This is a genomic window from Rhodococcus sp. P4_C10, from assembly GCF_056402135.1.
Window position 1 is genome coordinate 220,682 of sequence record NZ_JBFUHZ010000016.1, and the last position, 15,254, is coordinate 235,935.

A 15,254-nucleotide genomic window follows, 5' to 3' on the forward strand; every position below is an offset into this window, starting at 1 on the left:
GGAAGGCATTCGGACCGGACACCACACGTCCGGCGGGTCGAGTCGTCGGGCCCGACGACCGCGGTGAACATCCGGTCGGTCATCTTGACCGCCTGATCACCGCCGTCCGCGTCCTGCACGTAGACAGCGAACGCCAGGTCGCCCTTCGTCCCGTAGAACCACCGGTCCTGGCCGGACGCGCCGGTGGCGCCGATCAGGTCGCCGTAGCCCTTGAGCTGGGACGCGTCGCCACGCTGCACGGTGTCTCGCATGATCGTGCGAAGCTGCTCGGTCACCGCCGGGGGCAGCGGCGCCGCACCCTGGTTGGCCACCGGCGGCCGTCCGGACGAGATGACCGGAATCGTCGGGGCCCCGCGGGCGATCGACGACGCCACCAGCGCCATCCCGAGCGGGCTGACCCGTACCTCGTCGTCGGCGCGGCCGTCCGTGGCCGCACGCATCAGCTTCGGTCCGCCGCCGGGGAACGCCGCCGTCTGCTGGTCCAGACCCGGGATGTCGACGTCCAGCCCCAGCCCCAACTGCCGGGCGGTGTGCTCGAGGTCGCTGTTCTGCGCGCCGGCCGCGGTGCGGACCAGGTCGATGGCCGAACCGGACGGGAAGAGTCCGTTGAACGCGATCGGGCCGAGGTCGCTGGCCTGGTTGTTCTGCGCGGCCGCAATCACGGCCCCGGACGAGGGCTGCAGCGCCACGATCGCGGCCGGCGTGCCGACGCTGACCACCGCGTCCTCCGCCGCCAGCTGCAGGCGTGAGTCGAGCGACGCCCGGATGTCCGGCCCGGGCGGGCCCTGGTAGCCGGTCAGCTGGGTGACGGTGCCGTCCGGGTCCACGGCGTTGACCGCCCAGCCGGCCGTCTCGTCGCGGTTCGCCTGCCAGACGTTCTTGAGCGAGTCCGTCAACGGCGTCGCGATCCGGCGGTCGACGGTGATGAGCTTGGGGCGTTGGACGATCACCACGCCCGGTACCGCCCGCAGGTCGGGTTCGAGGATCTCGAAGTCGGCGTCGCGCAGGCTCACCGCGGTGACCTGCTGGCCGTTCGACTTCGCAAGGTCCTGCCGCATCGACTCCGCGGTGATCAGCGGCGCGACCGGTTCGATCGCCTTCGCGAGCATGTCGGTGGTCCGGACCGGGTCCGTGATGGTGGCCGGGTCCAGGTTCACCGCGTTGATCCGCTGCTCGGTCATCAGCGGCGTACCGACGAGGTCGAACACCCTGGGGGCCGCCGCGTCCGTCCGGTCCAACCGCAGGATGCGTCCGTTTCCGAGGCCGGGCGCCAGCGTCTGCGGGTTCCACGACACCCGCCAGCCGATGGACAGCTGCCGGACCCAGCCGTTGACGTTGTAGTCCCAGTGCCGCCCGTTGCCGAGGTCCCACGACGCGGCCGCGTTGAACATCCCGGAGCCGTCGCCGAGGTCGATCACCTGGTTGACGTCGTACTCGACATGTTCAGGCTCGAGCGCGTCGAACATCTGCGACATGGTCGCCTTGGCCGCCGCCGGGTACGAGGTGACACTCGCTGCGGTGTCCACGTCGCCGGAGTTGAGCGCGTCGACGAAGGTCGCGACGACCGTTTCGGCGTCGGTCTTGGGTCTGTCCAGCACCCCTGAGACCACGCCCACACTCAGCAGCAGCACCGCACCCAGCGCGATACCGTTCCAGACCCGAAGCTTCGCCCGAACCGTGCGCATGAGTCGATCATTGTGCATGTGCGGCCGGTCCGCTCGCAGGCCGCCAACCGAAGTGGTCACAACTGGAACACAGTTCCGTGTAGCACCTTCTGCTCACCGCAACCATTCTGTGACCGTCCAGGTAACCGGATCGCTGCAACCTGCGACTTCGTTGGGACGGCGCGGCAAATCAGTTCAGGCCGGCGTACGAATGCAGGCCAGAGACGACCATGTTGATGATGAAGAGGTTGAACAACATCGCCACGAAGCCGGCGACATTGATCCACGCGGCGCGCGTGTCGCGCCAGCCCGAGGTGGCCCGGGCATGCAGGTATGCGGCATAGATGACCCAGGCGATGAAGGACACGGTCTCCTTGGGGTCCCAGCCCCAGAACCGGCCCCAGGCCGCCTCGGCCCAGATCGCGCCGAGGATGACGCCGGCACCGAAGAGCGGGAACGCGATGATCGTGGTCTTGTAGGCCAACCGGTCCAGCGTCTGCGCGTCGGGCAGTTGCGCCGCCACCTTGCCCCAGACGCCGGCCGTCTCCTCGCCCTTCGGCTGCCGGATCCGCAGCAGGAACAGCAGGCTGGCGACGCCCGAGACCAGGAAGATGCCGCTGCCTGTGGCCACGATGGTGACGTGGATCGGCAGCCAGAACGAGCGCAGCGCCGGGACGACGGGGGCGGCGTCGGCGTAGAGCACGGTGGCGGAGAGGAACATCAGCGGGATGACCACGACCAGCACGTACACCCACATCGAGCGGTAGGCCTGCCCGCGCAGCGCGATCAGGCCGACGAGCATCGCCGCGGCCGTGGCCATCGTCACGAACTCGTACATGTTGCCCAGCGGGAACCGGTCGGTCGCGAATCCGCGCAGCACGATCGAGGCCACGTGCAGCGCGACCCCGACGACCAGGATGGACAGCGCCATGTTGCCGAGCCGCTCGGACCACGGCTTGCGCGGCTGCTCGACGAGCTTGCCGGGCACCGTGGCGTCCACGGGCGCCGGCACCCCGCCCGCCGCGATCAGCTCGCGAGCCTCCCGTTCGGCGACCACGTCGGCTCGGGTCGTGGCGTACTGCGCGATCAGCAGCACGAAGGCGAGCACGTAGATCGCGAACGCAGACTCGAACGCCCAGTCGCTGTAGTGGGCAATCGTCTCGTTGATCGGCATGGTTGTCTCCTGCGCCTCAGGCGCGGTTCTGCGATGTGGTCTGTGCGGGATCGAGATCGTCGAGCAGACGGCTACCCAGCCGGTCGAACTCGTCGCCCCAACCGGCCTGGTCGGTGCGGGCGAGCCCACCCAGCTCTACTACGGTACGTCGTTGTGAACCCAATGTAGCCGACACTGCGTCGGCATCTTCCGGCGCCGGGTAGACACGCACCCAGATCCGGCGTCGCTTGACCACCAGTGAGACGAGCAGACCCGCCATCATCGACAGCGCGAACACCAGCACCCACTGTTGCCCGGGGTCGTGCGAGACCTGCAGGTTCACGAAGTCCGTGGCCCCGTCGAACCGGACGACGGTGCCGTCCGCGAGCGTCGAACTCTCGCCCGGCCGCAGGTTCACCCGGTCCTGCTTGACCATCCGGCCCTGGTTCACCAGTTCCTTGCTCAGCGAGAAGATCGACTGCGGGTTGCCGGTGTCGAGCCCGGTGTCGCCCTTGTAGATGTCGATCGCCACCGCCGGGTCGTTCATCGCGGGGAAGCTCGACGAGAGCAGGTTCCCGTGGAAGAGCGCGGTCGGCGCGAACAGACCCTCGATGCCGATCTGGTTCTTGCGGCGTTCCTCGGAGTCGGGGTACATGCCACCCGGCGGGTCGATCCGCAGCGCACCACTGGAGAGGAAGGTGGTCGCGTCGTCGGGACGCCACTGCAGCGTCTCGGTGCGGGTCTCCCCGTTCGGGAAGGTCACCGTGAACGTGGGCGCGTAGCCGTGTCCCTGCAGGTAGACGCGGTCGCCCGCGACCCGCAGCGGGTGGTTCACCTGGAGCTGCTGCGAGCGCCAGGTGTTGCTGGCGATGTCGGCGCCGGCCTGGTACTCGATGTTCGAGGTGAACATCTCGGCCTGGCCGTTCTCCAGGTAGTCGGCCGTGAAGTCGTTGACCTTGACGCACAGCGGGGTCAGCCCGGTGCCGTCCTCGTTGTTTCCTGCCCGGAACCCGTCGAACACCGCCGGCGAGGTGGTGCAGAAGCCCGGACCGCCGTTGGCGACCACCACGACGTTGCCCTCGTAGCTGAAGAGCTTGCCCGCGGCGATGGCCACCAGCAGGCCTACCAGCGACAGGTGGAAGACCAGGTTGCCCGCCTCACGCAGGTAGCCCTTCTCCGCGGAGAGGGTGATCTCGCCGGGGCGGCCCGCGCGCAGGTCGCCGCCGGTGCGGGTGACCTTCCGCCAGCCCCGCAGCCGGGCGCCGACGAGCTCGACCACGGCCTCCGGGTCGGCGTCGGTGCCGGTGGTCAGGTGATGCGGCAGCCGGGACAGCCGGCGCGGTGCGGCCACCGGCTGGGTCCGCAGCGCCCGGTAGTGCTCCCAGCAGCGCGGCAGGATGCAGCCGACCAGCGAGATGAACAGCAGCACGTACACCGCGGTGAACCAGAAGCTGCCGAACACGTCGAACAGCTCGAGCTTGTCCATCAGGGTGCCCAGGCTGCCGCGGTTGGCGATGTACTCGTCGACCTTGCCCGCATTGAGGCTGCGCTGCGGCAGCAGCGCGCCGGGGATGGCCGCGAAGGCCAGCAGGAACAGCAGCACCAGCGCCGTCCGCATCGAGGTCAGCCCACGCCAGGTGTTGCGCACCAGGGCTACCACGCGGCCGAACGCCGACTGCCGCCGCGGCGGGGTGCCCGCCGGCTGTTGTTCCGTCACAACCTGCTCCTCGTTCACCGTCATATCGGCAACGTCACCTCCGAGATGAACGCATCGCGTACCCAACTGACAAAGACGTCCCAGGCGCCGGTGACCAGGGCCAGGCCCACCGCCACCAGCATCACGCCGCCGAAGATCTGGATCACCCGCGCGTTGCGCCGCAACCAGCCCACCCCGCGCAGCGCGCTCACCGAACCGAACGCCAGGATCACGAAGGGCAGCCCCAGGCCGAGGCAGTACGCGACGATCAGCAGCACGCCGCGGGCCGCCGTCGCGCCCTCGGTGCCTGCCGCCACGGACAGCACCCCGGCGAGGGTCGGGCCCAGGCACGGCGTCCAGCCGAGGCCGAAGACCGCGCCGAGCATCGGGGCGCCGATCAGGCCGGAGACCCGCCGCGGTTCGAAACGCACGTCGCGTTGCAGCGCGGGCACCAGGCCGATGAACACCAGGCCCATGGCGATGGTGACCACACCACCGACCCGTTGCAGCACCTCACGGTTGATCATCAGCGTCGAGATCAGCCCGAACACCGAGGCGGTGGCGAGCACGAACACCACGGTGAAGCCGAGCACGAACAGCCCGACCGCGCCGGCGATGCGGAGCCTCGCGGCCCGGACCTCGGTGCGGACCGACCCCTCGCTGCGGGCGGACGCCTCGGCGGCCGTCACCGCCGGGGCGTCGGCGCCGACGATGCCCGCCAGGTAGGAGAGGTAGCCGGGCACCAGCGGCACCACGCACGGCGAGGCGAAGGACACCAGGCCGGCGAGCACGCAGACCGCCATCGCCAGCAGCAGCGGTCCGGAGGCCGCGGTGCTCTGGAAGGTCTCGCCGATTCCGGCGGCCAGGACGGCCTGGTGGGGAGCGGTCAGATCTGTCATGTTCACTGCTCTCGCGCGACCCTTTCGACCACCGGTTGCAGATCCTCGGCCAGCAGGGCCTTGAGGAACACCGCCGCCACCCGGTGCTCCCGGTCCAGGACCAGGGTGGAGGGGATGACGCTGGTGGGGAACTTGCCGCCGAGCGCGGTGAGGGTGCGCATCGCGGGGTCGTACACGGAGGGGTAGCTCACGTTGTTGTCGGTGACGAAGTCCTGCGCCTTGTCCTGCTGCGGGTCCTTGACGTTGATGCCCAGGAAGGCGACGCCGAGGTCCTTGGTGTTCTCGTACACCGTCTCGAGGTCGTCGGCCTCGCCCCGGCACGGCCCGCACCACTGGCCCCACAGGTTGACCACGACGGGCTGGCCGGCGAAGTCGGAGAGCGAGGTGGTCTTGCCGTCGACCATCAGGTCCGGACCGGAGATGTTGCCGATGGTGCCGCGCTCGCTCGGCGGGTCGTAGAAGATCTCGGTCTTGCCGCCGGGGGTGACGAAGTCGAACGTGCCGCCCTGGACCACCGCGTCGGTCCCGGTGCCGCAGGCCGCGACCGACCCGAGCACGGCGAGCGTCACGAGAGCACGCAGGACCGGCGCGGCGCGAAAGCGAGTCATGCCCCGGTCACCCTCGGATCGGACGCCCCCGCGGGCTCCGAGTAGACGATGTCGACGAGGGTGTCGCCCTCGTAGACCAGGGAGGTCAGCGAGGCCAGCGCGCACTGCCGGTTCCGCGGGTCGTGCCAGAGCCGCTCACCCTGCAGGAACCGGCGCAGCGTCCACACCGGAAGCTGGTGGCTGACGCACACGGCCTCGTGCCCGACGGCGGCGACACGCGCGGTGTTGACCGCGGCCAGCATGCGGTGCGCGATCTGCAGGTAGGGCTCGCCCCAGGACGGGGTGAAGGGGTCGCGCAGCTTCCACCAGTGCCGGGGCCGGCTCAGCGCGCCGTCGCCGACGGAGACCTTGAGACCCTCGAAGTCGTTGGCCGCCTCGATCAGGTTGTCGTCGGTGGCCAGCGTCAGTCCGTGCTTGTCCGCGATCGGGGTGGCGGTCTGCTGGGCGCGCTGCAGCGGCGACGCCACCACGTGGGTGATGTCGTGGTTCGCCAGCACCGACGCGACGGTGCGGGCCTGCGCCTCCCCCGTCACCGACAGCCGGTACCCGGGGAGGCGGCCGTAGAGGATCCCCTTCGGGTTGTGGACCTCGCCGTGCCGGAGCACGTGCACGATCGTGCGGGTCGCGGCATGGTCGCTCGACGGCGTCTGGTTCGGGCTGGTCACGTGGTTGCTCCGTGATCTTCAGTGGCGGGGTGGCTGGCGGCGGCCGTGGAACAGCTGCCGGTGAGGCGTCTGGCGGGCGGAGCTACGGGGCGGTGGCCGCGGCCGCGGCCTTTGCGGCGGCCGGCAGCGCGGCCGCGATCCGGTCGAACGCAGCATCGTCGAGGGCCGACGAGACGAACCACGCCTCGAAGGCACTCGGCGGCGCGTACACACCCCGGGAGAGCAGTGCATGGAAGAAGGCCGGGAAGCGCCAGGTGTCGCTCGCCTTGGCCTCCGCGTAGTTGGTCACGGGGCGGTCGGCGAAGAACACGCTCACCATGGTGCCTGCAAACTGGACCTGGTGCCGGACCCCGGCCTCGGTGAGCGCCTCGCCGAGCAGTCGGCCGAGGGTCGCGGAGTTGCGTTCGAGGGCGTCGTACACGGCATCGTCGGTCGCGCGCAGGCTGGCCAGCCCGGCGGCGACGGCCACCGGGTTCCCGGACAGGGTGCCGGCCTGGTAGACCGGGCCGGCCGGGGCGAGGTGGTTCATCACGTCGGCGCGACCGCCGAACGCGGCGGCGGGCAGGCCGCCGCTCATCACCTTGCCGAAGGTGGTGAGGTCGCCGGCGACGCCGTCGAGGCCGTACCAACCGGCGGAGCTGACCCGGAACCCGGTCATCACCTCGTCCATGATCAGCAGGGCGTCGTGCGCGGTGCACAACCGGCGCAGGCCCTCGTTGAAACCGGGCAGCGGCGCGACGGCGCCCATGTTGCCGGCGGCGGCCTCGGTGATCACGCAGGCGATCTGGCCGGGGTTCGCGGCGAACGCCTGGGCGACGGCGTCGAGGTTGTTGTAGGGCAGCACGATGGTGTCCGAGGCCTGCGCGCCGGTGACGCCGGGCGAGGTGGGCAGCCCGAGGGTGGCGACGCCGGAGCCGGCGTCGGCGAGCAGCGCGTCGACGTGACCGTGGTAGCAGCCGGAGAACTTGACGATCTTGCTGCGGCCGGTGAAGCCGCGGGCCAACCGGACCGCGCTCATGGTGGCCTCGGTGCCGGAGTTGACCAGACGCACCTGGTCGACGGACCCGACCCGGTCCACGATCAGCTCGGCCAGCTCGATCTCGCCCTCCGTGGGGGCGCCGAAGGACAGTCCGGTGGTGGCGGCCTTCTGGACGGCCTCGACCACGGCCGGGTGCGCGTGGCCGAGGATCATCGGGCCCCACGAACAGATCAGGTCGACGTAGTCGTTGCCGTCCACGTCGGTGAGGGTGCAGCCGGACGCCTTCGCGATGAAGCGCGGGGTGCCGCCGACCGACTGGAACGCACGGACCGGCGAGTTGACGCCGCCCGGGATGACCGCGCCTGCCCGCTCGAAGAGTTGGGCGGAGGTGGTGGCGGGCCGCGCCGAAGCGCCGGTGGAAACAGTCACGACCCCCAGTGTCCCAGTTATTTCGATCTTGACAAAGGCAGGGTACGAAGCGGAGCCCGCGGAGCGACGCGGGTCACACAGGAGCGGAGCCCTCGGAGCGACCCGGTTCACCCAGGAGCGGAGCCTGCGGAGCGACCCGGTTCACCCAGGAGCGGAGCCTGCGGAGCGACCCGGTTCACCCAGGAGCGGAGCCCGCGGAGCGACCCGGTTCACCCAGGAGCGGAGCCCGCGGAGCGACCCGGTTCACCCAGGAGCGGAGCCCGCGGAGCTACCCGGGGGCACTGTCGCGAAACCCGTGGGAGGCCGGAAATCGTCGGACGGCCGGGTGGCGATGCCAGGATGTCGGCATGGAACCGATGCTTGACTCCTTGCAGTCGCACCGACACGAGCTCTACGACCACTTCGACGTGGCGCAGGTGGCCGCGTCGGCCGACGGCCGGGAGGTGGCCTTCATGGGGCCGATCGCCACCGGTGTCGAGATCGGCGGGTTCGCGGTGATCGAGTTCACGGGCGCACGCCGGGTCGTGGTGCAGGTGCGCGAGGTCCGCATGGTCGAACGGGAGGGCCCGCAGCTGGACTTCGCGGTGCGCGAGCAGATGACCGAGATGGGTGTCGTCTCGGCTCGTGCCCGCCCGCTGATGCGCGCGCTGACCGGGGCCGCGACCACCCTGGGCGAGTTCGACCGCGACGTCTTCGTCGCCCGGCAGGCGGTCGAGCCGTTCGGCGAGCACCCGCTGCGGCCGGCGACCGACGACGAGGTGGCCGCGATCGCCGAGGGACTGACGGGGACAGCCGCGACCATCGACATCGGCGTTCTTCGGCAGGCGCCGAGTGTCCCGGCCAGGCTTCGCGCGACGGGGTTCGCGCGGCACACCTTCATGTGCGGCCAGTCCGGGTCGGGCAAGACGTACACCACCGGGGGCCTCCTCGAACGCCTGCTCGGCCACACCGAGTTGCCGATCGTGGTGCTCGACCCGAACTCCGATCACGTGTTCCTCGGCGCATGTGACCCGGGGGACGATTCGCCGGCCGCCGCGCGCCACCGCCAGGTCGCGACGGGGGTGCACGTGGCGCGGGCACGGGGCTACGGCGGCGCGCACACGCTGTGCCTGGACTTCAGTGATCTCGACCTCGACGTGCAGGCGCTGCTGCTGCGGATGGACCCGATCCGCGACCTCGACGAGTTCCGCGCGTTCCGTCAGGTGTCCGCGACGCTGACCGCGCCGTACTCGATCGGCGACCTGGCGGCGGCCGCCGCGGCAGACCCCGAAACCGAGCGCCTCGCCGCCCGGATCGGCAACCTCCGGATCGGCGAGTGGGACCTGTGGCGGCGCGGCGACGAGCGTTCGGCGGTGGAGTTCGACGTGCGGGCCGCCCGGTGCCTCGTCGTCGACGTCGGGAGCCTGTCGCGGCAGGACGAGCGGACCGCGGTCGCGCTGGCGATGCTCGGCAGGCGGTGGGCCGGTCGCCGGGATCGCGAGCCGGTCCTGCTCGTCGTCGACGAGGCGCACAACGTGCTGCCCGCCGTCACCGAGGACCCGCTGCTGACGGCGACGGCCGAACTCGGCGTGCTGATCGCCGGGGAGGGACGCAAGTTCGGCCTGCACCTGTTCGTCGCCACCCAGCGCCCGGGGAAGGTGCACCCGAACGTGGTCTCGCAGTGCGACAACCTGGTGCTGATGCGGATGAACGGCACCGCCGACCTCGACGACCTGAGCACCCTGTTCTCGCACGTGCCCGCGCCGATGCTGCACCGGGCGACCGGCTTCGGTCTCGGTCAGGCGCTGTTCGCCGGGCCGATCGCGCCGGTGCCGCTGTTCGCCCAGGTGGGCACCCGGGTCAGCCCCGAGGGCGGCGGCGACGTGCCTACCACCTGGGCGTGAGGAGGTCCCGCGTCAGAAGACCGAGGTGGGGCCGTCGACGATGATGCCGTGGCAGGCGCCGGTGGGCAGGCAGAACTCGTTGATCCGCACCATGCCGATCCGGGTGCCGTCGACGACCCGGTAGAAGGAGAAGGTGCGGCCGTCGATGCTGTGTGCCCGCACGTCCGGCATCGTGGTGATGTCCTTGTCGGTGCTGAGCAGGTCGTCCTGGTTGAGGACCGGGTTGACCAGGTACTCGGTGTGGCCCCCGTCGGCGAGCGGGGTGTACTTCGCGACGGCGGGGGCGGCGGTCGCGATCGCGGCGGACGCGGCGAGGATCGCGACGGATCCGGCAGTGGCGGCGACGATGCGGGTGACTGAGCTCATAGTTCACAGATAGAACACGACCGGGGCACCATTCGCCAGCGCAACGAGTACCGATCGGGTCACGGCCCGGCTCGAGTGTGCATCTGCCAGGGGCATCGCCCGAGTGTGTCCGACGGGATCTGCACACTCGGTGCGCGCGGGTCACAGGTTCCCGCGCGCCGCCTGGTCCCGTTCGATGGACTCGAAGAGGGCCCGGAAGTTGCCCTTCCCGAAGCCCAGGGAGCCGTGCCGTTCGATCAGTTCGAAGAACACGGTCGGCCGGTCGCCCAGCGGCTTGGTGAAGATCTGCAGCAGGTAGCCGTCCTCGTCGCGGTCGACCAGGACACCGCGACGCTTGAGATCGTCGACGGGCACCCGCACGGCACCGATCCTGGCCCGCAACTGCGGGTCGTCGTAGTAGGCGTCGGGGGTGTCGAGGAACTCCACGCCCGCGGCGCGCAGCGCGTCGACGGCGCCGAGGATGTCTGCCGTGGCCAGGGCCAGGTGCTGGCAGCCGGGTTCTCCGTAGAACTGGAGGTACTCGTCGATCTGGGAGCGCCGACGTCCCACCGCGGGCTCGTTGAGCGGGAACTTCACGCGGTGGTTGCCGTTCGCGACGACCTTGCTCATCAGCGCCGAGTACTCCGTGGCGATGTCGTCGCCGACGAACTCGGCCATGTTCGTGAAGCCCATGACCTCGTTGTAGAACCGGACCCAGTGGTCCATCCGGCCCATCTCGACATTCCCGACGGCGTGGTCGAGGGCCTGGAACAGCGGCACCGGGACACCGGGGCGGGACACGAATCCGCTGCGGCGCGCGACGAACCCGGGCCGGTACGGCCCGTCGTAGCGGCTGCGGTCGACGAGGGTGTGCCGGGTGCTGCCGTAGGCCGCGAGCGCGGCGACCCGCACCACGCCGAACTCGTCTGCCTCGTCGTGGGGTTCGAGCAGGACGGTCGCCCCGTGCGCGCGGGCGTGCGCGACGCAGCGGTCCACGTCGAGGACCTCGAGGGCCAGGTCGGTCACGCCGTCGCCGTGCCTGCGGTGGTGGTCCGCGAGCGGGCTCGCCGGATCCACCGCGCCCTCGAGCACGAAGCGCACCGAACCGGACTCGAGGACGAAGGACTTGTGGTCGCGGCTGCCGGTCTCCGGGCCGGCGTAGGCGACGAGCGTCATGCCCCAGGTGGCGACGAAGTACTGCGCGCTCTGGGTGGCGTTGCCGCACGCGAACACCACCGCGTCGACGCCGACGACCGGGAACGGGTCCGCGGCGTCGTCGTGGTCCACCAACCCGACCAGCTGACGGAGTTGGTCGGCACCGAGACGCGCGGCGCGTTCGTGCGGGGTCAGCATGCGGTCCGCGAGGGTCATGCCTTCACTGTGATCCGTGCCGGGACGGCGGGCAACGACCGCGATTGACGCTGACCATTCTGTACAGAATGCTGAGAGTTGTCCGACTGTGACCGGACAAGTTGACCAGGGCGAGTGGCCGTGTGCGAGCGAGGTGCCGGGATGAGTATCGACCGACTCGACGCGGACCTGTTGGCGCTGCTGCACGCCGAGCCCCGGGTCGGGGTGCTCGAGGCCTCCCGGCGGCTCGGCGTTGCCCGTGGCACGGTGCAGGCCCGGCTCGAGCGCCTCGAACGCAGCGGCGTGATCGCCGACCTCTCCCCCACCCTCGACCCCGAGGCGCTCGGATTTCCCGTCACGGCCTTCGCCACCCTCGAGATCGTCCAGGGCCAGGGTCACGAGGCCGTGGTCGAGCACCTGACCGCGATCCCGGAAGTGCTCGAGGCTCTCACCATCACCGGCGCCGGCGACGTGCTGGTGCGGGTGGTCGCCCGCACGCATGCGGACCTGCAGCGGGTGATCAACCAGATCGTCGACGGACAGCACGTGCTGCGCTCGTCGACCGCGATCGCGCTGCAGACCCAGATCCCGTTGCGCCTGCTGCAGCTGGCGCAGGCCGCGGCCGGCGCCCGGGACCGCTGAGCCCAGGATGACCCGGGGTCCGCAGGTCGGCGGGGCACCGAGCCGAGCCGGACAGGCAACTGCCCTTGCCGATCCCGGCGCGCACTCCGGACGGCCACACCCCTCGAAGCGACCGTCGCAGACGCTGTCAGGGTAGTACTGACTGCTCGGTAAGTCTACCCAGAGGTAAGTTACGGCGCGGCGTTGCCGGCGGACCCCGCCGCCGGGTCGAACGGCGCGTGCCCGACGGTGCCGAGCCACTCCTCGCGGGTGCTCGGCATCCCGCTGCCGCCGCGGTCGCCGGGGCGCACCGCGAGCACCTGGTTGACGGTGATCCGCCCCCGTTCGAAGGACACGGCGCTGGCCGCCAGGTAGAGCAGCCAGATCCGGGCCTGCTCCGGCCCTGCCAACGCGGTCGCCTCGGCCCAGGACCCGCGCAGGTTGTCCACCCAGTGCCGCAACGTGACGCCGTAGTGCTCGCGCAACGACTCGCAGTCCCGGGTCTCGAGCCCCGAGCGTTCGACCGCACCCTGCACCCGGCTCAGCGGCAGCAGTTCCCCGTCCGGGAACACGTACCGGTCCACGAAGTTCGGCGGCTCGTGGGATGGATCCGCCAGTGGCGCAACGGATGCGATCGCCTGGTTGAGCAGTCGCCCCTCCGGCCGGAGCAGTCGCGCCATGCCCGCCAGGTAGGTGTCGAACTGGGCGTCGCCCACGTGTTCCGACATGCCGATGCTCGCGATCGCGTCGTAGGGGCCGTCGGTCACGTCGCGGTAGTCCTGCAGCCGGATCTCGACGCGGTCCGCGACCCCGGCCTCGGCGACGCGGGCCCGCGCCAGCGTGCACTGCTGCCCGCTCACCGTCACCCCCACCGCACGGACGCCGTAGTGCCGGGCGGCGTGGATGGCCAACGACCCCCAGCCGCAGCCGACGTCGAGCAGGCGCATGCCCGGCCGCAGCCCCAGCTTTCGGCAGACCAGGTCCAGCTTGTCGTGCTGCGCGTCCTCGAGTGTCCCCGCGGTGCCGCGCTCCCAGTAGCCGCAGGAGTAGACCATGCTCGGGCCGAGCAGCAACCGGTAGAAGTCGTTGCCGACGTCGTAGTGCCGGGAGACGACCTCCGCGTCACGCGCCTTGCCATGTTTGGCGCCGCGGCGCCGGATCAGCTCCTCGGCGGGAGGTTTCGGACGGGGGCCGAGCGCGCCGAGCCGCAGGAAGGTACCCGCGTGACCCGCCAGCTCGCGCCACCCGAGCGTGCGCAGGTCCCGTCGGGCCACCCGCCCGATGACGTCCGGGTCATCCAGCAGGGCGAACAGGTCGCCGGTGATCTCGAGGTCGCCCGCGACGTATGCGCGGCCCAGCCCCAGCTCGTTCGGCGACCAGAGGATTCGCCGCAGCGCCCGCCGGTTGCGGAAGGTCACGGTCACGGCGGCGGACTCGGGCCCCGCCACCGACCCGTCCCAGCAGCGGACCCGTACCGGCAGCGGTGCGCCCGCAACGGACTCGAAGACCGACAACAGTTGCGGTGCCGCACTTCTCGACGCGAACACCGACGACGACAACATGAATCGGCCTCCGTTCCGGGGCGAAGCCGAGCGGCGTCGGCAGGAGCGGCGCCGCGCCTGCAGGTGACCACCTCACGGTACCTCCGGACCCAGGACCGGGCCGGGGAACCGCGACGGAGAAAGAATTGCGAACGCGGATACTTCGCCGCGCATTGTCGGCATCCACTGGTCTAGCATCTCAAATCAACCGCATACGCGGATGACGGAGGGATCACATGTCAATTCGCGTGAAGGACGCCGCGGCACTGCTCGGCGTCAGCGACGACACGGTGCGGCGCTGGATCGACGCCGGCACGCTGGTCGCGGGCAAGGACGAGTCAGGACGCAAGGTCATCGACGGCGAGGTGCTCGCCGAGTTCGCCCGCGAGCACGCCACGCCACCACCGGACCCCCTCGGCACCGGCAGCTCCGCCCGCAACCGGTTCGTCGGGCTCGTGACCAAGGTGACGACCGACAAGGTGATGGCCGAGGTGCAGATGCAGTGCGGGCCCTTCACCGTCGTCTCGCTGATGAGCAGCACGTCGGCCGCCGAACTCGGGCTGGTGCCCGGCAAGGTCGCCGTCGCGATGGTCAAGGCCACCACTGTCGTCGTCGAAACACCCGGAGGTACATCGTGACCCGCACCGTTCCCGGCCTGCTGGCGGTGCTGGCCGCCACGGCCCTGGTGGCCGGCTGCGGGGGCTCGTCCGACGACCCGGCCGCCCCGACCACCGGCGCGGCGGTCACCGGTGACGTCACCGTCTTCGCCGCGGCCTCGCTGAAGCCCACGTTCACCGAACTCGGCGCGCAGTTCGAGGAGGCACACCCCGGCAGCCGGGTGCGGTTCAACTTCGCCGGCTCGTCCGACCTGGTGGCACAGCTGAGCCAGGGCGCGCCCGCCGACGTGTTCGCCTCCGCCGACACCGCGAACATGACCAAGTCCACCGACGGCGGGCTCGTCGCCGGAGTCCCCGTCAACTTCGCCACCAACACCCTCACCATCGTCACCGCCCCCGGAAACCCCCGGGGCATCACCTCGTTCGCCGACCTGGCCGAGCCCGGCAACCAGGTGGTGGTGTGCGCGCCGCAGGTGCCCTGCGGCGCGGCGACCGTCAAGGTCGAGCAGGCCACCGGCGTCTACCTCGCGCCGGTCAGCGAGGAGTCCTCGGTCGCCGACGTCCTCGGGAAGGTCACCTCCGGGCAGGCCGACGCGGGCCTGGTCTACGTCACCGACGCCGCCAACGCGGGCGAGAAGGTGACCGCGGTGGCGTTCCCGGAGGCGTCCCGCGCGGTGAACACCTACCCGATCGCCGTCCTGAACGAGTCACAGAACCACTCCGCCGCAGCAGAATTCGTCGAGCTGGTGATCGGACCGGACGGTCGGCAGGTGCTGGCCGAGGCCGGGTTCGCGGCGCCGTGAC

Annotated in this window: 13 protein-coding genes and 1 pseudogene; 4 read left to right on the top strand and 10 right to left on the bottom strand. The window is 70.7% G+C overall.

The genetic code is table 11. From position 1 onward, the window contains the following. Positions 1-41: 41 nt before the first annotated feature. The 7 genes and pseudogenes from AC1DWC_RS13835 to hemL form a co-directional block, all read right to left on the bottom strand. Positions 42-1,685, bottom strand: a pseudogene (locus AC1DWC_RS13835) (NTF2-like N-terminal transpeptidase domain-containing protein); the annotation flags it as partial. A gap of 169 nt (positions 1,686-1,854) precedes the next feature. Beyond that, positions 1,855-2,838 (bottom strand): c-type cytochrome biogenesis protein CcsB, encoded by a 984-nt coding sequence (ccsB, locus tag AC1DWC_RS13840; protein ID WP_477908819.1) that lies wholly within the window; start codon positions 2,836-2,838, stop codon positions 1,855-1,857. A 16-nt stretch (positions 2,839-2,854) separates the two neighbouring features. Next, positions 2,855-4,534, bottom strand: a complete 1,680-nt coding sequence (gene resB, locus AC1DWC_RS13845; protein ID WP_477908821.1) for a cytochrome c biogenesis protein ResB — start codon at positions 4,532-4,534, stop codon at positions 2,855-2,857. 20 nt (positions 4,535-4,554) lie between these two features. Next, the gene (locus AC1DWC_RS13850) at positions 4,555-5,412 is read right to left on the bottom strand and encodes a cytochrome c biogenesis CcdA family protein (RefSeq protein ID WP_072842642.1); all 858 of its coding nucleotides are present in this window, start codon (positions 5,410-5,412) and stop codon (positions 4,555-4,557) included. Between the two features lie 2 nt (positions 5,413-5,414). Further along, entirely contained in the window at positions 5,415-6,020 is a 606-nt protein-coding gene (locus AC1DWC_RS13855) for a TlpA disulfide reductase family protein (protein ID WP_072842641.1), read from the bottom strand. Next, the gene (locus tag AC1DWC_RS13860; protein ID WP_072842640.1) at positions 6,017-6,685 is read right to left on the bottom strand and encodes a histidine phosphatase family protein; all 669 of its coding nucleotides are present in this window, start codon (positions 6,683-6,685) and stop codon (positions 6,017-6,019) included. The genes AC1DWC_RS13855 and AC1DWC_RS13860 overlap by 4 nt, the downstream gene beginning before the upstream one ends. 82 nt (positions 6,686-6,767) lie before the next feature. Then, a complete protein-coding gene (gene hemL, locus AC1DWC_RS13865; RefSeq protein ID WP_477908824.1) occupies positions 6,768-8,093 on the bottom strand; it encodes a glutamate-1-semialdehyde 2,1-aminomutase in 1,326 nt (441 codons plus the stop codon). Between the two features lie 347 nt (positions 8,094-8,440). Between hemL and AC1DWC_RS13870 the strand changes: the two genes are divergently transcribed. After that, positions 8,441-9,976, top strand: coding sequence for an ATP-binding protein (locus AC1DWC_RS13870; RefSeq protein ID WP_477908826.1), 1,536 nt, complete (start codon positions 8,441-8,443; stop codon positions 9,974-9,976). A 12-nt stretch (positions 9,977-9,988) separates the two neighbouring features. Here AC1DWC_RS13870 and AC1DWC_RS13875 read toward each other — a convergent pair whose 3' ends face one another. After that, positions 9,989-10,342, bottom strand: a complete 354-nt coding sequence (locus AC1DWC_RS13875) for a hypothetical protein (protein ID WP_477837884.1) — start codon at positions 10,340-10,342, stop codon at positions 9,989-9,991. A 141-nt stretch (positions 10,343-10,483) separates the two neighbouring features. After that, on the bottom strand, positions 10,484-11,692 hold the full coding sequence (hppD, locus tag AC1DWC_RS13880; RefSeq protein WP_477908828.1) for a 4-hydroxyphenylpyruvate dioxygenase: 1,209 nt from the start codon (positions 11,690-11,692) through the stop codon (positions 10,484-10,486). A gap of 141 nt (positions 11,693-11,833) precedes the next feature. Between hppD and AC1DWC_RS13885 the strand changes: the two genes are divergently transcribed. After that, entirely contained in the window at positions 11,834-12,313 is a 480-nt protein-coding gene (locus AC1DWC_RS13885; protein WP_072842827.1) for an Lrp/AsnC family transcriptional regulator, read from the top strand. 170 nt (positions 12,314-12,483) lie between these two features. On the opposite strand, the gene AC1DWC_RS13890 is transcribed toward AC1DWC_RS13885, so the two are convergent. Then, positions 12,484-13,854, bottom strand: a complete 1,371-nt coding sequence (locus AC1DWC_RS13890; protein ID WP_477908832.1) for a class I SAM-dependent methyltransferase — start codon at positions 13,852-13,854, stop codon at positions 12,484-12,486. Positions 13,855-14,069: 215 nt separating this feature from the next. Between AC1DWC_RS13890 and AC1DWC_RS13895 the strand changes: the two genes are divergently transcribed. Then, positions 14,070-14,471: a TOBE domain-containing protein gene (locus AC1DWC_RS13895; protein ID WP_477837888.1), complete on the top strand. Its 402-nt coding sequence runs from the start codon at positions 14,070-14,072 to the stop codon at positions 14,469-14,471. Beyond that, positions 14,468-15,253: a molybdate ABC transporter substrate-binding protein gene (gene modA, locus AC1DWC_RS13900; protein WP_477908833.1), complete on the top strand. Its 786-nt coding sequence runs from the start codon at positions 14,468-14,470 to the stop codon at positions 15,251-15,253. The genes AC1DWC_RS13895 and modA overlap by 4 nt, the downstream gene beginning before the upstream one ends. Position 15,254 lies beyond the last annotated feature (1 nt).